Origin of the sequence: Pseudarthrobacter chlorophenolicus (genome assembly GCF_000962805.1) — a bacterium.
GTDB classification, from domain to species: Bacteria; Actinomycetota; Actinomycetes; order Actinomycetales; family Micrococcaceae; genus Arthrobacter; species Arthrobacter chlorophenolicus_A.
Genome location: NZ_JZTW01000012.1, coordinates 41880 through 60873, shown reverse-complemented (window position 1 = coordinate 60873; position 18994 = coordinate 41880). Strand labels below are relative to the sequence as shown.

The 18994-nt window shown below is 64.7% G+C and carries 15 protein-coding genes and 2 tRNA genes; 4 read left to right on the top strand and 13 right to left on the bottom strand.

The genetic code is table 11. From position 1 onward, the window contains the following. The first annotated feature begins 201 nt into the window (after positions 1–201). Positions 202–873, top strand: a complete 672-nt coding sequence (locus UC32_RS13075; protein WP_045731644.1) for a vitamin K epoxide reductase family protein — start codon at positions 202–204, stop codon at positions 871–873. 98 nt (positions 874–971) lie between these two features. Here UC32_RS13075 and ndk read toward each other — a convergent pair whose 3' ends face one another. The 4 genes from ndk to ileS are packed head-to-tail and all read right to left on the bottom strand — an operon-like array spanning position 972 to position 6602. Further along, positions 972–1385, bottom strand: a complete 414-nt coding sequence (ndk, locus tag UC32_RS13070; protein ID WP_015937334.1) for a nucleoside-diphosphate kinase — start codon at positions 1383–1385, stop codon at positions 972–974. A 51-nt stretch (positions 1386–1436) separates the two neighbouring features. Then, complete coding sequence (locus UC32_RS13065) at positions 1437–1895, bottom strand: DUF4233 domain-containing protein (protein WP_045731643.1); 459 nt, start codon at positions 1893–1895, stop codon at positions 1437–1439. A gap of 3 nt (positions 1896–1898) precedes the next feature. After that, positions 1899–3257 (bottom strand): bifunctional folylpolyglutamate synthase/dihydrofolate synthase, encoded by a 1359-nt coding sequence (locus UC32_RS13060; protein WP_045731642.1) that lies wholly within the window; start codon positions 3255–3257, stop codon positions 1899–1901. Between the two features lie 3 nt (positions 3258–3260). After that, a complete protein-coding gene (gene ileS / locus UC32_RS13055) occupies positions 3261–6602 on the bottom strand; it encodes an isoleucine--tRNA ligase (protein ID WP_045731641.1) in 3342 nt (1113 codons plus the stop codon). Between the two features lie 378 nt (positions 6603–6980). On the opposite strand from ileS, the gene UC32_RS13050 reads away from it, so the two are divergent. Continuing rightward, positions 6981–8027: an endonuclease/exonuclease/phosphatase family protein gene (locus UC32_RS13050; protein WP_045731640.1), complete on the top strand. Its 1047-nt coding sequence runs from the start codon at positions 6981–6983 to the stop codon at positions 8025–8027. Positions 8028–8075: 48 nt separating this feature from the next. Here UC32_RS13050 and UC32_RS13045 read toward each other — a convergent pair whose 3' ends face one another. Next, positions 8076–8837: an SDR family oxidoreductase gene (locus UC32_RS13045; protein ID WP_045731639.1), complete on the bottom strand. Its 762-nt coding sequence runs from the start codon at positions 8835–8837 to the stop codon at positions 8076–8078. 149 nt (positions 8838–8986) lie between these two features. Here UC32_RS13045 and valS point away from each other — a divergent pair, with 149 nt between their 5' ends. Beyond that, positions 8987–11605, top strand: coding sequence for a valine--tRNA ligase (gene valS / locus UC32_RS13040; protein WP_045731638.1), 2619 nt, complete (start codon positions 8987–8989; stop codon positions 11603–11605). Between the two features lie 345 nt (positions 11606–11950). Here valS and UC32_RS13035 read toward each other — a convergent pair whose 3' ends face one another. The 6 genes from UC32_RS13035 to UC32_RS13010 form a co-directional block, all read right to left on the bottom strand. After that, on the bottom strand, positions 11951–12565 hold the full coding sequence (locus tag UC32_RS13035) for a mycothiol-dependent nitroreductase Rv2466c family protein (protein WP_045731637.1): 615 nt from the start codon (positions 12563–12565) through the stop codon (positions 11951–11953). A gap of 72 nt (positions 12566–12637) precedes the next feature. Then, a complete protein-coding gene (clpX, locus tag UC32_RS13030) occupies positions 12638–13918 on the bottom strand; it encodes an ATP-dependent Clp protease ATP-binding subunit ClpX (RefSeq protein ID WP_045731636.1) in 1281 nt (426 codons plus the stop codon). Between the two features lie 177 nt (positions 13919–14095). Beyond that, a complete protein-coding gene (locus tag UC32_RS13025) occupies positions 14096–14755 on the bottom strand; it encodes an ATP-dependent Clp protease proteolytic subunit (protein ID WP_015937343.1) in 660 nt (219 codons plus the stop codon). Positions 14756–14795: 40 nt separating this feature from the next. Further along, on the bottom strand, positions 14796–15416 hold the full coding sequence (locus UC32_RS13020; RefSeq protein ID WP_045731635.1) for an ATP-dependent Clp protease proteolytic subunit: 621 nt from the start codon (positions 15414–15416) through the stop codon (positions 14796–14798). A gap of 247 nt (positions 15417–15663) precedes the next feature. Further along, on the bottom strand, positions 15664–17058 hold the full coding sequence (tig, locus tag UC32_RS13015; RefSeq protein ID WP_045731634.1) for a trigger factor: 1395 nt from the start codon (positions 17056–17058) through the stop codon (positions 15664–15666). 83 nt (positions 17059–17141) lie between these two features. After that, positions 17142–17216: transfer RNA gene (locus UC32_RS13010), tRNA-Pro, on the bottom strand. A 131-nt stretch (positions 17217–17347) separates the two neighbouring features. On the opposite strand from UC32_RS13010, the gene UC32_RS13005 reads away from it, so the two are divergent. Continuing rightward, positions 17348–17421 (top strand) — tRNA-Gly (locus tag UC32_RS13005). 76 nt (positions 17422–17497) lie between these two features. On the opposite strand, the gene UC32_RS13000 is transcribed toward UC32_RS13005, so the two are convergent. Together UC32_RS13000 and UC32_RS12995 are read right to left on the bottom strand one after the other, a co-directional pair. Continuing rightward, positions 17498–18451 (bottom strand): Fpg/Nei family DNA glycosylase, encoded by a 954-nt coding sequence (locus UC32_RS13000; RefSeq protein ID WP_045731633.1) that lies wholly within the window; start codon positions 18449–18451, stop codon positions 17498–17500. Continuing rightward, positions 18451–18945: a ribose-5-phosphate isomerase gene (locus tag UC32_RS12995; RefSeq protein WP_045731632.1), complete on the bottom strand. Its 495-nt coding sequence runs from the start codon at positions 18943–18945 to the stop codon at positions 18451–18453. The genes UC32_RS13000 and UC32_RS12995 overlap by 1 nt, the downstream gene beginning before the upstream one ends. Positions 18946–18994: the final 49 nt, after the last annotated feature.

The following is an 18994-nucleotide window of genomic DNA, read 5'->3' as shown; positions in this document are numbered from 1 at the left end:
CTGCTCGTCATTGGCGGTCTTGGGAACAAACCACCGGACCGGAGGCCGAATGTGGTTCGGCTTCCAGCCACGTTCATTCTCTCATACGCGGGGTAAATCACGCGGGAAGGTGCCGGAAGCTTTCTGTTTCCTGGGCGTTCCCTCCAGCCGCCGGCGTTACAATCAGGCTCAGGAGCACCGGACGAAAAGGACGCCATACCAATGCCCAGCATCTCCCCCGTCAACGGCACGCAAGCCCAGGAGCGGGCCACCACCACGGACAGCACCCAGGTGGCAAACACGCCAATGATGGCCAGCAACCGGCCCTTCGGCTGGCTCCTGGTAATCACCGGAGCTATCGGCTGGCTCGCTTCCGGAACACTGGTCCTGGAAAAGCTCGCAGTGCTGCAGGATCCCAACCACACCACCGTGTGCGATGTGAATCCGTTCATCTCCTGCGGCGAGGTGATGAAGACCTGGCAGAGTTCACTCTTTGGCTTCCCCAACATGTTCATCGGGATCGTGGCGTTCGCCATCATCATCACCGTGGGTATGGCCCTGCTGTCCGGCGCCACGTTCGCGCGCTGGTACTGGATCGGGCTGCAGGTAGGCGTCACGCTCGGCTTCGTCTTCGTGGTGTGGCTGTGGTCCCAGGCCCTGTATGACATCCATGTCCTGTGCCCGTTCTGCATGATCGTCTGGGCCGCGATGATCCCGCTCTTCATCTGGACCACCATCCGCAACATCTCGGCCGGGGTCATCCCAGTCCCGTCCGGCGCCGCCCGCGTCGTGGCCGATTCGGGCTGGATCATCGTGGCGCTGATCTATGTGGGCGTCATTGCCAGCATCTTCTTCGCCTTCATCCAGGTGTTCGCCGGCACGTCAGGCTTCTAACCGCCCAGCCCCCTCGAAGTAACAGATAAGGCCAATGTTCCGAAGAACATTGGCCTTATCTGTTGGCTCGCGCAGCCACGGCTGCGCGGTGGCGGATCCTAGAACCAGATCTTGATCTCGCGCTCAGCGGAGTCCGTGGAGTCTGACCCGTGCACCAGGTTCTGCTGGACCTTCAGTCCCCAGTCCCGGCCGAAGTCGCCACGGATGGTGCCCGGGGCCGCGGTTGTGGGATCGGTGGTGCCGGCCAGTGACCGGAAGCCTTCGATGACGCGGTGGCCTTCAAAGATCGCTGCAACCACGGGCCCGCTGAGCATGAACTCCACAAGCGGCTCGTAGAACGGCTTGCCCACGTGCTCCTCGTAGTGCTGCTCCAGGAGCTCGCGGGTGGCGTCCACCTTTTTGAGTTCCGCAAGGGCGTAGCCCTTGGCTTCGATCCGGGCCAGGATGGCGCCGGTGAGGTTACGGGCGACGCCGTCGGGCTTAATCAGGACGAGGGTGCGCTCAGTAGTCACAACTGCTCCAATGCGTTGGTGGGGTTTCGGGTCAAGTCTACGGGGACTGCTCTACTGGGCCGGACCGGATCCGGCGGCCTGGTCCGGGTTTGCTGCTTCCCACTCGGCCTGTTCACGCTCGCGTTGCCCGGCTTCGCGGTCCAGCCTGATTCCCGTGCGGATGCCATACCACCAGCAGATGGCAAACAGTGCGCCCACCAGGAACATGGCAGGTTCGAAAATTCCGGTAAGGATCAGCACCACCTGCAGCACCCAGCCCAATCCGATGCCCCAGGGCTTGCGGAGGAACGCGCAGGCCAGCACCATGACGACGCTCAGGGCTATCCCGACACCCAGGATGAGCGCCGGAGGAAACTCGCCGCGCCGCAGGCCGAACACTGCCAGGGTGGCAAAGAACATGACGAACGCCTCCAGCAGGAGGACCGTCGAGGCGAACATGACCTTGGTGGAGCGCCGCTTCTTGGGCATGCCCGGGCGCCATTCGCGCTGGGCTTTGGTCAGCCTGGCCATGGGCTACGCCTCCGTCTTTCCGAGCAGGATGCGGGCCTCGGCCACGAGGGTGATGGAGCCGGTGACCAGCACGCCGCCGGAGAGGTCGTCGTTCGCTTCAGCCCGTTCCACCGCCCATTCCAGGGCGTCGTCGAGCTTTTCCTCCACGTGGACGTTGTCCTCGCCAAAGCCGAGGTCAATGGCCAACTCCGCCAGTTCGGCGGCCGGCACGGCGCGCGGTGAATTGGACTGCGTGAAGCAGTATTCCTCTGCCACGTCCCCCAGGGATTCCTTGAGTTCACGGAGGATCTCCTCCGCGTCCTTCTCCTTCAGAACGCCCACGACGGGGACCAGCCGGGAGAAGGTAAAGGCCTCCTTCAGGGCCGCGGCCGAAGCCTTGATGCCGTCAGGGTTGTGGGCCGCGTCCACGATGATGGTGGGCGCAGACCGCACCACTTCCAGCCTGCCGGGCGAGGATGCGGCAGCGAAGCCTTCCTGCAGGACGTCGAAGGGCAGTTCCTTTTCGCCGCCGAAGAACGCCTCCAGGGCTGCCACGGCCACGGCGCCGTTCTGCGCCTGGTGGGCGCCGTGGAGCGGCACCAGCAGGTCCGGGTAGCGCCCGGCGATGCCCTGGATGGTGACCATCTGGCCGCCCACGGCAACGGTGCGGGATTCGACGCCGAACTCCACGCCCTCGAAACGGAACGGCACGCCGACTTCCTTGGCTTTTTCCAGCAGGACCTGCGCGGCGTCCAGGGGCTGCGCGGCGCTGACCAGGAAGCCGCCGGGCTTGATGATGCCGGCTTTTTCGTGCGCGATGTCTTCGGTGGTGTCCCCCAGCAGGTCCGTGTGGTCCAGCGAAATCGGGGTAATTACCGAGACCTGCCCGTCGCCCACGTTGGTGGCGTCGGTGATGCCGCCCAGGCCCACTTCGATGATGGCTACGTTGACGGGCTGGTCGGCGAAGATGGCGAAGCCCAGGATGGTGAGGCACTCGAAGTACGTCAGGCGGGGCTGCCCCTCCGCCTCCAGCTCGGCATCCACGATCTGCAGGTAGGGACGGATCTCGTCCCAGATCCGCACGAACGTTTCGTCGGAGACAGGGTGCCCGTCAATGCTGATCCGTTCCGTGACCTTGGACAGGTGCGGGCTGGTGTACCGCCCGGTGCTCAGTCCTTGGGCCCGCAGCACCGACTCGATCATGCGGGATGTGGAGGTCTTGCCGTTGGTTCCGGTTATGTGGATGATCGGAAAGGCTTTGTTGGGCTCACCGAGGACATCCATGGCGCGGAACAGCGGGGCGAGCCGGGGCTCCATCTTGTTTTCCGGTGCACGCCCAAGAAGTTCGGCGTAGACACTTTCAACGGAAAATTCGTCAGTCATGCCTCAGGCCTCCACTTTTTCAACGACGACGGCGGGCTCGGGCACATCTGCCGGTTCGGCCGTCAGGTCTACAGTCAGTGTCTCCCCCTTGACCAGTTCCGCGTTTGCCCGCAGGGCGTCCACGACGTTCTGCGCGGCAGTGACGGTGGTCCGGATTCGGTCGCTGACGTTGAGCCCGGCGTCCTTGCGGGCCTGCTGGATGGCGCGGACCATATCGCGGGCCAGGCCTTCGGCTTCAAGCTCCTTGGTGACCTCGGTGTTGAGGACGACGAAGCCGCCGCCGGGCAGGACTGCGACAGCAGACGACGCGGAGGAAGCGGCAGCACCGCCGTCGGACTCTGCAACCACCGTCTCCAGGGTGTATTCCTGCGGCTCAAGCTGCAGGCCCCCGGCGGTGACGACGCCCGAGTCATCGACAGACCAGTCGCCTGACTTTGAGCCCTTGATGGCCAGCTGGACGTTCTTGCCAAGGCGCGGCCCTGCGGCGCGGGCGTTGACCACCAGCTTCTGCTGGATGCCGAACTCCTCCGGGGAGGCAGTGGCGGCGTCGAGGAGCCGGACGGAGCGGATGTTCAGTTCGTCCGCGACGACGGAGGCGAAGCCTTCCAGCGAGTCCGCACCGGGTGCCACTACGGTGAGTTCCTGCAGCGGCAGGCGGACACGCAGGTTGGCGGCCTTGCGGAGCGAGGATCCGGTGGAGCAGATCTGCTGCACCTTGTCCATGGCGTCAACGAGGCCCGGGTTGGCCGGGAAGAGGCTTGCCTCCGGCCAGTCGGCCAGGTGCACGGAACGGCCGCCGGTCAGGCCGCGCCAAATTTCCTCGGTGACCAGCGGCAGCAGAGAAGCCGAGGCCCGGGACACGGTTTCCAGCGCCGTGTAGAGGGCGTCGAACGCGTCCACGTCCTCGTCGAAGAACCGCTGGCGGCTGCGGCGGACGTACCAGTTGGTGAGCATGTCCAGGTAGCTGCGCAGCGCGTCGCAGGCACCCGAGATGTCGTAATCGTCCAGCCGCTCCGTCATGGTGCGGACCAGGTCTCCGGTATTGGCCAGGAGGTACTGGTCCAGGGTGTCCGCGTAGCCGTCGTAGCGGAGCTTCGCGTCGTAGCCGTCGCCGCCCCCGGCAGCGTTGGTGTAAAGCGTGAAGAAGCTGTACACGTTCCACAGCGGCAGGATGACCTGGCGGACGCCGTCGCGGATGCCCTGTTCGGTGACGATCAGGTTGCCGCCGCGCAGGATGGGGCTGGACATCAGGAACCAGCGCATGGCGTCGGAACCGTCGCGGTCCAGGACCTCGGAGACGTCCGGGTAGTTGCGCAGGCTCTTGGACATCTTCTGTCCGTCGGAGCCGAGCACGATGCCGTGGCTGATGACGTTGCGGAACGCAGGCCGGTCGAACAGAGCGGTGGACAGGATGTGCAGCATGTAGAACCAGCCGCGCGTCTGGCCGATGTACTCCACGATGAAGTCCGCAGGGTTGTGGGTATCGAACCACGCTTCGTTCTCGAACGGGTAGTGGACCTGGCCGTACGGCATGGAGCCGGAATCGAACCAGACATCCAGCACGTCCTCCACGCGCCGCATCACGGACTGCCCCTCTTCGGGGGTGCGGGGATCGTCCGGGTTGGGCCGGGTCAGTTCGTCGATGAACGGCCGGTGCAGGTCCACCTGGCCGTCTTTGTTCAGGGGCAGCCGGCCAAAGTCCGCTTCGATCTCCGCGAGGGAGCCGTAAACGTCGGTGCGCGGGTATTCGGGGTCGCTGGACTGCCACACCGGGATGGGGCTGCCCCAGTAGCGGTTGCGGCTGATGGACCAATCGCGCGCGTTGGCGAGCCACTTGCCGAACTGCCCGTCCTTGACGTTGCCCGGGATCCAGTTGATCTCCTGGTTCAGTTCGGACATGCGGTCCTTGAACTTGGTGACCTCCACGTACCACGAGGAGACCGCACGGTAGATCAGCGGGTTGCGGCACCGCCAGCAGTGCGGGTAGCTGTGCTCGTAACTGGCCTGGCGGACCAGCCGGCCCTGGGCGCGGAGCACCTGGGTGATGGGCTTGTTGGCCTCGAAGACCTGCAGGCCGGCGATGTCGTGGAGGTCGCCGTGCTTGAACAGCGGCAGGAACTTTGCGCCTTCGTCGACGGAGAGGACCACGGGGATGCCCGCTTCCTCACACACCTTCTGGTCGTCTTCACCATAGGCGGGAGCCTGGTGGACGATGCCGGTGCCGTCAGTGGTGGTCACGTAGTCGGCCACAAGGAAGCGCCAGGCGTTCTCCATGCCGTACTTTTCGTTGTCGCTGAAATCGTCCCAGAGCCGCTGGTACTGAAGTCCCTCAAGTTCGGTACCGGTGTGGGTGGACACCACGGCCGCTTCCGCATCTTCGAATCCGTCGTAGCCGAGGTCCTTGGCGTAGGCGGAGATGAGGTCTGCAGCCAGCAGGAAGGTGCCGGCCACAGGGGCATCGGCGGATGCCGCTTTGATGCCGTTGGGCCCGGCGGGCAGCACGGCGTACGTGATGGAAGGCCCGACGGCGAGCGCGGCGTTGGTGGGGAGGGTCCACGGGGTGGTGGTCCAGGCGAGGGCCTGTACCCCTGCCAGCTGGCGGGAGAGCTCGGAATCGCCCGCGAGGATGGGGAACGTGACCGTGACGGTCTGGTCCTGGCGGTTCTTGTAGACGTCGTCATCCATGCGCAGCTCGTGGTTGGACAGCGGTGTCTCGTCCTTCCAGCAGTACGGCAGGACGCGGTAGCCGTTATAGGTGAGGCCCTTCTCGTGGAGCTGTTTGAAGGCCCAGAGGACGGACTCCATGTACTCAACATTGAGCGTCTTGTAGTCGTTGTCGAAGTCCACCCAGCGCGCCTGGCGGGTGACGTACGCGCGCCATTCATCGGCGTACTTCATCACGGAGGCGCGGCAGGCATCGTTGAATTTGTCGATGCCCATGGCTTCGATCTGGGTCTTGTCGGTCATGCCCAGCTGCTTCATGGCTTCAAGTTCAGCCGGGAGGCCATGGGTGTCCCAGCCGAAGCGCCGCTCAACACGCTTGCCGCGCTGGGTCTGGAACCGGCCCACCAGGTCCTTGGCGTAGCCGGTCAGCAGGTGGCCGTAGTGCGGGAGGCCGTTGGCGAACGGCGGACCATCGTAGAACACGAATTCGTTGCTGCCGGGTTCGCCGCCGGGCAGGTCGGCGCTGCGCTGGTCGATGCTGGCCTGGAAGGTGCCGTCCCGGTCCCAATACTTCAGGATGCGTTCTTCGATCTCCGGAAACTTCACGGAGGCGGAAACGCCTGCGCGGCCGTCGGATGGGCCGCCGCTGGTGGAGGCTGAGGCCTTGGGATAATACGTCATTCTCGACATCCTGGGTTGAGCTGGGCGAACCGGCAGTTGCCGGACACTTTCCGGGATGCGAGGACGGCTTGCCGTGCGGTCCTGGGACTGCACGCTTACCGCGGTACCACCTCACTTACCGGCGCGGCGTGTTCCACAGGAACGGTGCTGCCCCGGCCACTCATTACTGCTGTAACGGGCTTACCCGTCCGGTTCTACCGGCACCCCCGCGGACGGCGGATGATGCGTTCTTCCGGAAGCTCACCGGTGATTGCCGGGTCATAGCCTTTGACGAGTCTACTATCGGGTCCACGTGCATTTCCATTCCCCGGGGTTGCCCGTTGCCGGCGTACCGGTCAGCCGCGGTTTCCGGCGCCGGCAGTGCCTAGACTCAGTCCCATGACTGCTTCAGGCCAGCGGGTCCCCTCGCGCCTCTCCAGGGTGTGCATGTGGTTGTCGCTCCTGGCCGCAGTGCCGGTGCTGGTGATGTCCGTTTTCCGGGCTGTCGGCGGGGAGTGGCCGGTGCTGGTGGTCCAGTTGCTCGCCTTCACGCCGTGGCTGGCGGTACCGGCGGGCGGTGCCTTGGTCCTGTCATTGTTCGGACGCCGGAGGTGGCCGCAGCTGGTGGCGGCAGCGCTCCTGGTGTGCCAGCTTTTCTGGCTCTTTCCCCTGGACATCGCCCGCCCCAGGAGCGCCGCTGCCGCAGCGCCGGCGGCGTCGCCTGCAGAGCAGCAGCCGCCGGCCACGGTGGAGCTGACCGTCATGAGCATCAATTCCCTGTTTGGCAGGGCTGATGCTGCCACCATTGTCCGGCTGGTGAGGGAGAAGAAGGTGGCGCTCCTCGCCATCCAGGAACACTCACAGGGCCTGCAGGATGGCCTGGCCGCCGAAGGCCTCGACGCGCTGCTGCCCCACCGGATCAGCCAGCCCACGGATGACGGCGCAGGGTACGCCTTTTACTCCAGCCATCCGCTGGAGCCGGTGGGTTTGCTGCCGGACACCCCGTTCCTGATGCCGACGGTCAGGCTCACGGCCGGCGGTTCAGTTGGAGGCGGTGCCAGCGCCGTCCTGGAACTGACCAACGTCCATACCCTGCCCCCGGTGGACACCCGGGTGGGCCAATGGCGGAGCGACCTCAAGGCCTTGTCCCGGTTGGCGGAACGGCCCGGCCACAGGCTGCTGATGGGCGACTTCAACGCCACGTACGACCATGCCGAGTTCCGCAACCTTCTCCATGCCGGAGAGGAACGCCTGGTGGACGTGGCCGCCGCCTCCGGGTCCAGGCTCCTGCCAACGTGGCCCATGGATGGCACGCGCCTGCCCGGCATCGCCATCGACCACATGGTGACAAGTCCCCGGGTTGGCAGCAGTGGCTACCAGGTCCACAGGGTACCGGGCACGGACCACGCGGCCATCCTCGCGACGGTGGCGGTTCCGGCCGCCTGAAAGCCCAAGCATGCTGTGGAGCCATGGCCCCCTGGCCCTCCGGCGGGCTCAGCCCTTGCGGATCAGCTTGTGGTTGGCGGCCTGGGCCACAGGGCGGATGACTATTTCGTCCAGGTTGACGTGGTGCGGGACGCTGACGGCGTAGCGGACGACGTCGGCCACGTCTGCGGCGGTCAACGGCTTTTCCACGCCTTCGTAAACTTTGTCTGCAGCCTGTTCGCTGCCCAGGCGGTTGAGCGCGAATTCCTCGGTCTGCACCAGGCCTGGCGCCACTTCGATCACCCGGATGTTGTTTTCCACTTCCTCCAGCCGAAGCGCGTTGGTGAGGGCATGTTGGGCGAACTTGGCCGCGTTGTAGCCGCCACCGCCTTCGTAGGCTGCAATGGCGGCAGTGGAGGTCAGGTTCAGCACCGTTCCCTCGCCGTTGGCACGGAGCATCGGTAGAAATGCACGGGTCAGTTTCATGGTGCCCAGCACGTTGACCCGGTACATCCACTCCCAGTCCGCGGTGCTGGCTTCCGCCACCCGGTCCGCCCCGCGGGCGCCGCCCGCAATGTTGATGAGCGTATCGATGCCGCCGGCAGCGGTGACCTTTTCCACCAGCCGGGACACGTCGTCGTCCTCGGCAATATCGGCGGGGACGGCGACGGCGCCGGTCTCCGCTGCCAGCGACGCGAGGCGGTCTTCACGGCGGGCTACGGCGAATACCGTCCAGCCTTCCGCGCGCAGTGCGCGCACCGTCGCCTCACCAATACCGGTGCTTGCACCGGTCACCAGCGCTGCCTTGCTGTGCTGCAAATCCTCAGTCATGGCACCACCCTAACGGCAGGTTCCCGCATCAGGCGGACCGTGCGTTACACAGCGTCAAGCGGGCGCCCTGCGTGCCGGACCTGGGGCGGGATGCTGCCCGGGCCCAGGTCGTTTCTCCGGGATTGAACGGAACATGAAAGAATTGCCCAATGGCTGAAGACACGCAGGGTACAGACACGCCCGCCACCGCCCCCATTAACGTTCCCGACAAGCCCGCCCTTGAGGGCCTCGAAGCTGCTTTGACGCAGCGCTGGCTGGAAGAAGGAACCTACAAGTTCAACCCGGACACCACCCGGGAGCAGGTCTACTCGATCGATACTCCCCCGCCGACGGCATCGGGCTCGCTGCACGTGGGACACATGTTCTCGTTCACCCAGACTGACGTCCAGGCACGCTACATGCGCATGACCGGCAAGAACGTCTTCTACCCCATGGGTTGGGATGACAACGGTTTGCCCACCGAGCGCCGCGTCCAGAACTACTACGGTGTGCGTTGCGATCCCGCCATCCCCTACAAGGCTGACTACGCGCCTCCCGCACAGCCGGCCAAGAACCAGCGCGATTTCGACGTCGTTTCGCGCCAGAACTTCATCGAACTGTGCGAGGAACTCGCCGTTGAGGACGAGAAGGTCTTCGAAAACCTGTTCCAGACCCTGGGCCTGTCCGTCGACTGGAACCTGACGTACCGCACCATCGACGACACCTCCCGCGCCGTATCCCAGCGCGCGTTCCTGGCCAACCTGGCCGCCGGTGACGCCTACATGGCTGAGGCACCCACCCTGTGGGACGTTACGTTCCGGACCGCCGTCGCCCAGGCCGAGCTGGAGGACCGTGAGGTTCCCGGCGCTTACTACCGCTACCCCTTCTTCACCGAAGCCGGGGACAAGATCTTTATCGAGACCACCCGCCCGGAGCTCCTGGCCGCGTGTGCGGCACTGGTGGCAAATCCCGACGACGAGCGGTACCAGCCTCTGTTCGGCAAGACCGTGCGGTCCCCCCTCTTCGACGTGGAGCTTGAGGTCAGGCCCCACCCGCTGGCCAAGGCCGACAAGGGCTCCGGCATCGCCATGGTGTGTACGTTCGGCGACCTCACCGATGTCACCTGGTGGCGGGAACTCCAACTGCCCACCCGGGCCATCATGGGCCGCGACGGCCGCATCCTCAACGAAACCCCGGACTGGATCACCACGGAAGCCGGCAAGGAAGCATACGCTGCGATCGCCGGCAAGACGGCGTTCTCCGCGAAGGAAGCAGTGGTGGAACTGCTCGGCGCCGCAGGCCTGCTGGACGGCGAGCCGAAGAAGATCACCCACCCGGTGAACTTCTTCGAAAAGGGCGACAAGCCGCTTGAGGTTGTCACCTCACGCCAGTGGTACATCCGCAACGGTGGCCGCGACGAAGAACGCCGCGAACGCCTGATCGCCAGAGGCCAGGAAATCGACTTCCACCCGGCCTTTATGCGCTCACGCTATGAGAACTGGATTGCCGGCCTAAACGGTGACTGGCTGGTATCCCGCCAACGGTTCTTCGGCGTGCCCATCCCCGTCTGGTACCCGCTGGACGCCCAGGGCAACCCGGACTACGACAACCCCGTCCTGCCGTCCGGTGACATGCTGCCCGTGGACCCCGCGGCGGACGCGGCCCCGGGCTTCGACGAATCCCGGCGCGACCAGCCCAACGGCTTCACCGGCGACGCGGACGTCCTGGACACCTGGGCCACGTCCTCGCTGACACCGCAGATCGTTGGCGGCTGGAGCCGGGACGAGACCCTGTTCAGCAAGGTCTTCCCCTTCGACCTCCGTCCGCAGGGACACGACATCATCCGCACCTGGCTGTTCTCCTCTGCTGTCCGTGCGGATGCACTGCAGAAGACCGCGCCGTGGAAGCACGCAGCCATCTCCGGCTGGATCCTGGACCCGGACCGCAAAAAGATGTCCAAGTCCAAGGGCAACGTGGTGGTACCCACGGATGTCCTCAATGAATACGGCTCGGACGCCGTCCGCTACTGGGCGGCCTCGGCCCGTCTGGGTGCCGACACCGCCTACGAGATTGCCCAGATGAAGATCGGCCGCCGCCTGGCCATCAAGCTCCTGAACGCTTCAAAGTTCGTCCTGAACCTTGGCGCCACGGAAAACTCTGTGGTGTCCGGCGATCTCTCGGTGCTGACCAACAAACTGGACCGTGCTTTGCTGGCCCAGTTGTCCGACGTCGTCGCCCAGGCCACGAAGGCGTTCGACAACTACGACTACGCCCGGGCACTGCAGCTGACCGAAACATTCTTCTGGCAGTTCACGGACGACTATGTGGAGCTCATCAAGGACCGTGCCTACGGTGCGGCCGGCGAAGCGGAGCAGGCATCGGTACTGGCGGCCCTGGCCACCACGCTGGATACGTTGTTGCGCCTGTTCGCGCCGTTCCTGCCGTTTGCCACCGAGGAAGTCTGGGGCTGGTGGCGCACGGGCTCGGTTCACCGCGCCGCGTGGCCGGCCAGTGTCGAGGTTGACGGCGATACCACCATGCTGGCCACAGTCGGTAATGCGCTCAGTGGTGTCCGCAAGGCGAAGTCCGAGGCCAAGGTGAAGCAGCGGACCGAGGTCCTCTCTGCGACCATCAGCGCCTCGGAGGCTATGACCGCCCAGCTGAAGGCCGGCCTGTCCGACCTTAAGGCGGCGTCCAATGCCCGGGAGATCACCCTTCTGGTGGGCGAAGGGGAACTGACAGTCAGCGATGTGACCCTGGCTGCGCCGGAGGAGACAGCGGCCGTTTAGTCCGGCCACGCCCTGTTCCAGGGCAAAGGGGAAGCCCCATCAGCGTTTTGCCGTTGGTGGGGCTTCGACTTTTCGGCCATCTGGTGACGATCTTGATGGTCTGGCAGGATCCGGGGATTTCCAGGTCTTCCTACCCCGTCACTGGTAGCTCGTACCCGGCTTCGCCAAAGGCTGCGTCGAATACATTTCACTGGATCTTTGGTTCCTGCGTCCCCCTTCTTTCGAAGTTGGTAAGAACTATTTTGATCCTGCGCGCAGGAGAGCACAAGGGCCCCGGAAGAACTACATGGCAGTAGTTCTTCCGGGGCCCTTTGAGTACTTCCGCGGCAGTTGCCGCGTACCGGCTCAGCCGAATTCGGGACGTTCGGTGCGGCTGCGCTTCAGCTCGAAGAAGTGCGGGTAGGAGGCGATGGCCGTGGTGGCATCCCACAGCTTGCCTGCCACTTCACCGCGCGGGATGCGGGTGAGGACCGGTCCGAAGAATGCCGTTCCGTTGAAGGCCACCACGGGAGTGCCGACGTCCTGGCCCACCAGGGAAATGCCTTCTTCGTGGCTGGCCCGGAGCTTGGCATCATAGGCGTCGGACTCCGCAGCCTCTGCCAGGGAGGCGGGTAGCCCGCACTCGGCCAGGGCCTTGGTGATGACGACGGAACGGTCCTTCTCGCCGCCCTCGTGGATCAGGGTGCCCATGGCATCGTAGAGAGCCTTGACGGTGCCGTCTCCGTGTTCCTGCTGGGCGGCGATGATGACCCGGACCATGCCCCACGCGTTGTCCATGGACTCACGGTAGTCGGGGTCGAGGTCTCGTCCTTCGTTCAGGACTGCCAGGCTCATGACGTGCCAGACGGTTTCGATGTCGCGGACGGCTTCCACCTCCCCGATCCAGCGTGAAGTGATCCAGGCGAACGGGCACAGCGGATCAAACCAGAAGTCGGCCCGGTTCTTGGCGGTTTCAGTCATGGCTAATCCTTCAGGTAGGGGTGGCTGCGCAGGCGGCAGCCACGGCTGACGGGGTGTTGCGGGCACCGCGGCTCAGGCGGACTTCCGCCGCTTGGTCACGTGCGGGATCATAGTGGGCTCGGCGCCGCGGAGGACAACTTCCTCGGTGATGACCACGCTGGCCACGTCTTCCCGGCTGGGGAGATCGAACATCACCGGAAGCAGGACTTCCTCGAGGATGGCGCGCAGGCCCCGGGCTCCGGTGCCGCGTTCCAGGGCCTGGTCCGCGATCGCTTCCAGGGCGCCGTCGTCGAAGACCAGCTCCACGCCGTCAATCTGGAACATCTTCTGGTACTGCTTGACCAGGGCGTTCTTGGGCGTGGAAAGAATCTGGATCAGGGCGTCCCGGTCCAGGTTGGACACAGTGGTGATGACCGGCAGGCGGCCAATGAACTCTGGAATCAGGCCGAACTTGAGCAGGTCCTCCGGCATCACTTCGCCGTAGGAGTCCACCTTCTTGCTGGCTTCGTTCAAGGGTGCACCGAAGCCGATGCCCTTGCGGCCGGACCGGGATCCGATGATCTCTTCCAATCCGGCGAAGGCACCTGCAACGATAAACAGGACGTTGGTGGTGTCGATCTGAATGAATTCCTGGTGCGGGTGCTTCCGCCCGCCCTGCGGCGGCACAGAGGCAACAGTGCCTTCGAGGATCTTCAGGAGCGCCTGCTGCACACCCTCACCGGAAACGTCGCGGGTGATCGACGGGTTTTCGCTCTTCCGCGAGATCTTGTCGATCTCGTCGATGTAGATGATGCCCTGCTCGGCCTTCTTGACGTCGTAGTCCGCGGCCTGGATGAGCTTCAGGAGGATGTTTTCGACGTCCTCGCCCACATACCCGGCCTCGGTCAGTGCGGTGGCGTCGGCGACCGCGAACGGCACGTTGAGGCGGCGGGCGAGTGTCTGGGCGAGGTAGGTTTTTCCGCAGCCGGTGGGGCCGATCAGCAGGATGTTCGACTTGGCGATCTCGACGTCGTCGTGGTGGCCGCCGTCGCCGAGGTTCCCGGACTTCGGGGCGTGGCCGGCCTGGATGCGCTTGTAATGGTTGTAGACAGCGACGGCGAGGGACCGTTTGGCCGGTTCCTGGCCAATGACGTATTCCTGCAGGAAGTCGAAGATCTCCCGCGGCTTGGGCAGTTCAAAGCTGCCAAGGTCGGCTACCTCGGCGAGTTCCTCTTCGATGATTTCGTTGCACAGTTCGATGCACTCATCGCAGATGTAGACACCGGGCCCGGCAATGAGCTTCCGCACCTGCTTTTGGCTCTTTCCGCAGAAAGAGCACTTCAGCAGATCCGTGCTCTCGCCAATCCGAGCCATATGTGAACCCCTTTAGTATCCTGCTGCCGCGCAGCTTGCACCGTTGCTGGAATCTTCCCCGGACCGTGCGGGCCGGTTTGTGACAACTTCCACTCTAGGTCACATTGGCTCCCAAGGGTGGAAGGAAAAGGCCGGCGGGGCCAAAATGAACTGGCCCCGCCGGCCTTTTGGGTGCTGCTACCTCGTAATTGCCTGAGGTTTGATCTTGCGTGAATCCAGGACCTGGTCGATCAGGCCGTAGGACTGTGCCTCTGCCGCGGTCAGGATCTTGTCGCGCTCGATGTCGTTGTTGACCTGCTCGGACGTCCGGCCGGAGTGGTGGGCGAGGGTGTCCTCGAGCCAGGACCGCATGCGCATTACTTCGGCTGCCTGGATCTCCAGGTCCGATGCCTGTCCGCCCTGGCCGCCGGACAGGGCGGGCTGGTGGATCAGGACGCGGGCGTTGGGCAGTGCCAGGCGCTTGCCCGGGGTACCTGCGGCAAGCAGGACGGCTGCGGCGCTGGCGGCCTGGCCCAGGCACACCGTCTGGATCTCCGGGCGGATGTACTGCATGGTGTCGTAGATGGCGGTCATCGCCGTGAACGAGCCGCCGGGAGAGTTGATGTAAAGGGTGATGTCGCGGTCCGGGTCAGTGGACTCGAGCACCAGCAGCTGGGCCATGATGTCATCGGCCGAAGCGTCGTCCACCTGCACGCCGAGGAAGATGATGCGGTCCTCGAAGAGCTTGGTGTACGGGTCCTGGCGCTTGAAGCCGTAAGGTGTGCGTTCCTCGAACTGCGGCAGGACGTAGCGGCTGGACGGAAGATTACCGGCAGACCACCCGAAGTTGTAGTTCATAGTTATTGCTCCTGATCGAAAGGGTTCTGGTAGCCGGGAATTAGTTCTCGGAGGACGACTGGCCTGAGCCGCTGGAGGTTCCGCCACCGCCGGAGACGGAGCCGGCGTGCGCGGCGATCTTGTCGAAGAAGCCGTACTCGAGCGCCTCGGCGGCCGTGAACCACTTGTCGCGGTCGTTGTCCTTGAGGATGGTCTCAACGGTCTGGCCGGTCTGGTCGGCGGTCAGCTCTGCCATGACCTTCTTCATGTGCAGGATGAGCTCAGCCTGGATCTTGATGTCCGAGGCGGTGCCGCCGATGCCGCCCGAGGGCTGGTGCATCAGGACACGGGCGTTGGGGGTCGCGTAGCGCTTGCCCTTGGTGCCGGAGGAGAGCAGGAACTGCCCCATGGACGCGGCAAGGCCCGTAGCCACTGTGACGACGTCGTTGGGGATGAACTGCATGGTGTCATAGATAGCCATGCCGGCCGTCACGGATCCGCCGGGAGAGTTGATGTAAAGGTAGATGTCCTTCTCGGGGTTCTCGGCGGAGAGGAGCAGCAGCTGTGAGCAGATGGCATTGGCGTTGTCGTCACGCACCTCCGACCCGAGCCAGATGATGCGCTCCTTCAGGAGTCGGTTGTAAATGTAGTTGTCCTGGGCTGCGGGATCGACGGTCGCCATCCGGGGGGCCTCTTGGTGCTGTGACATGTTTACTTACCTCTCGCTGGTGACTGTGACATCACTGAAAATCACTACTTGGACACTAACCGGTTTCACCGACATTTTGTTCGCGCCCCCGCGGCTGTTCGCTGACGGCGCACGATGCCGGCACCCGTCGCCCTGAAGCGGGGTTTCAACGCGAACGGCCCCCGGATCAGAAGATCCGGGGGCCGTTCGTCCACGTCTGTGCGGAGGCTATGACTGGAGGCTATGCCTTGGCTTCAGCCTTCTCGTCCTCGGCGGGAACCTCAGTGGCTTCGCCTTCTGCGGATTCAGCCTCGGTAACCTCGGTGGCCGGAGCTTCCTCTTCGCCGCCGGGGCGGACGAAATCGCTCAGGTCAACGGTGTTGCCTTCGGAGTCGGTGACCGTGGCCTGGCCCAGTACAACTGCCAGTGCCTTGCGGCGGCGGACCTCGGAAACCATCATGGGAACCTGGCCGCTCTGATCGATGATCTGGGCGAACTGGTTGGGGTCCATGCCGTACTGGCTGGCCGTGGTGACGATGTAGTCGATCAGCTCGTTCTGGCTGACGTCGACCTCTTCCTTCTCGGCAATGGCGTCGAGGATGATCTCGTTCTGGAACGCGCGGGCGGTGTTCGCACGCACTTCCTCGCGGTGCTCCTCGGTGTCGTGCTCGCCGTCACCGTGGCCGTTGCCTTCCTTGAAGTGGGCCTCGAGCTGCTCTTCGACAACGCTGTCCGGCACGGGGACCTCGACCAGCTCAACGAGCTTGTCCAGGACCTTGTCGCGGGCCTCGACGCCCTGCTCCACAACCTTGGACTCAGCAGCCTGCTTGGCCAGGTCTTCGCGCAGTTCGGCGAGGGTGTCGAACTCGGAAGCCAGCTGTGCGAAGTCGTCGTTGGCCTCGGGAAGCTCGCGCTCCTTGACGGCCTTGACGGCAACCTTCACCTGAGCGGCTTCGCCGGCGTGGTCGCCGCCCACCAGCGTGGTGTCGAAGATCGCGTCTTCGTCGGCGCTGAGGCCGGTAACGGCCTCGTCCATGCCCTCGAGCATGGTGCCGGCGCCTACCTGGTAGGACAGGCCGGCAGCGGAGTCAACCTCTTCGCCGTCGATCGTGGCGGTGATGTCGATGGTGAGGAAGTCGCCATCGGCGGCCGGACGGTCCACGGACTTCAGCGTGCCGAAGCGGCCGCGGAGTTCATCCAGGGCCTTGTCCACGTCTTCGTCGGAGGACTCGGCGGCAGCAACCTCAACCTTGATGCCGGCGTAGTCGGGCAGCTCGATCTCGGGGCGGACGTCAACCTCGGCAGCGAACTTCAGGCCGCCGTCGGTGGCGGAGGGGTCCGGAACCTCGGTGATCTCAACCTCGGGACGGCTCAGCGGGCGGATGCCGGATTCCTGCACGGCAGCCTGGTACCAGCCGTTGAGGCCATCGTTGATGGCGGTTTCGAGGACATAGCCGCGGCCGACGCGCTGGTCGATGAGCTTTGCGGGGACCTTGCCCTTACGGAACCCGGGCACCTGGATCTGCGAAGCTACGGTCTTGTAAGCCGAGTCGATGCTGGGCTTCAGTTCCTCAAAGGGAACCTCAACGTTGAGCTTGACCCGCGTGGGGGTGAGGTTCTCGACAGCGCTCTTCACGGTCTAAGTACTCCTGGGATTGTGGGATGGGTTTCTGCGGAACGCATATGTTCCTGCCCGATCCGAGTGGCCGGGCCGCAGAGTCGGGGTGACAGGATTTGAACCTGCGACTTCCTGCTCCCAAAGCAGGCGCTCTAGCCAAGCTGAGCTACACCCCGTAAGTGCACAGGCAAGTCTACGGTGATACGCGTCGCGATTGCACATTTGACACGTAGGCCATGGATTAGGTTTAGTTATATCCGGCTTGAACAGCCAGCCCGAAGATTCCGCAAAAAACGGAGCTTCTTTCGGGGACGTAGCTTAATGGTAAAGCCTCAGTCTTCCAAACTGATTACGCGGGTTCGATTCCCGTCGTCCCCTCCATTGAAAAGGACCCCTCACCCGAGGGGTCCTTTTGTATGTGGTGGCATGTGTGTGGCGGGTTGTATATGACGGGCCATCACGAGTGTTGGCAGACCGGGCACCAGTACAGGTTCCGCCCCACCAGTTCGGCAGCCAGGACCATGGTGCCGCAGACCCGGCAGGGCAGCCCGTTCCGTTTGTAAACGTAGTGCGCGTCGGCACGGACAGGTATCGACGCGGTTTTGGCCGGCAGCGACAAGGTGCCGTCCGCGTTCCTGACCCTGCCGGTTTTTCCGTTGCGACGGGTCCAGTATTTTGCGGAGGTGGTGATGATGCGGCCATCCGCCACCCCGTCGGACATGAGGTTCACGACGTCGCGCCACAGCTTGCGCGCGGCGGCGTCACCGAGTGCCCCGCCGGGCAGGTAGGGGTCCAGCCGCTGCCGGAACAGCACCTCTGCCCGGTAGACGTTCCCCACTCCGGCGATGATCTTCTGGTCCATCAGGAGAGCGGCTATCGTGGGCTTCCGGCCGGCCAGGTTCGCGGCGAAGCGGCCGGCGTCGCCCCGGAGGTTACGGAGCGGGTCCGGGCCCAGCCGGCCCAGGACGGCCCGCACCTCGGCTTCGGTGATGGTTTCGCACGTCGTGGCACCGCGGAGGTCGGCCCAGCCATGACCGCTGGCCAGCCGGACGCGGACGGCTCCGACGGGAGCGGGCGGCCCCGCGTAGGAGGCCCCGGCGTCGTCTCCGGCGGGCGACTCCTGCTCCCCTACCCTGCGGGGCGCTCCGATGCTGGAAGATCCGCTGAACGTCCGGTCACCGCCAAAGCTCCATGCGCCGTACAGGCCGAGGTGTACGTGCAGCACCAGGGCATTGTCGAAGTGCAGGAACAGATGCTTGCCGTGTGCTTCGGCGGCCACCATGGTGTGGCCGTCCAGCAGGGCTGCGCCCCCGCTGAACCTGCCCTGCGGGCTGGTGACAGCGAGACGCTCCCCCGTAAAGACGTCCCCGAACTGGCGGGCCAGCCGGCGGACGGAGTGGCCTTCGGGCACTATTCGATGACCTCGCCGGTGGTTTCGTAGGCCGCGATCTTACCAATCCGGCGGACGTGCCGTTCGTCGTTGCTGAACGGCTCGGCCAGGAACGCCTCGATCAGCCCGGTGGCTTCCTCCACCGAGTGCTGGCGTCCGCCGACGGCCACCACGTTGGCGTCGTTGTGCTCACGCGCCAAGGTGGCGGTGGAAAGGTTCCAGGCCAGTGCTGCCCGGACGCCCTTGACCTTGTTGGCGGCGATCTGCTCGCCGTTGCCCGAGCCGCCCAGCACGATGCCCAGGGCGTGGATGCCTGCCTGCTGGTCGGCCACGACAGCGAGGGCTGCGTTGATGCAGAAGGACGGGTAGTCGTCCTGGGCGTCGTAGGCCTTGGGTCCGTGGTCCACCACGTCGTAGCCCTTGGCGGTGAGGTGGGAGACCAGGTGGGCGCTGAGCTCCATTCCTGCATGGTCGGTGGCGATGTGGACCCGCGGGAAGGAAGGGGATGAGGTCACGTTCAGGTTCCGTTCGGTTTGGCGGCACTGGCGGCCGGCAGGGTGGGTG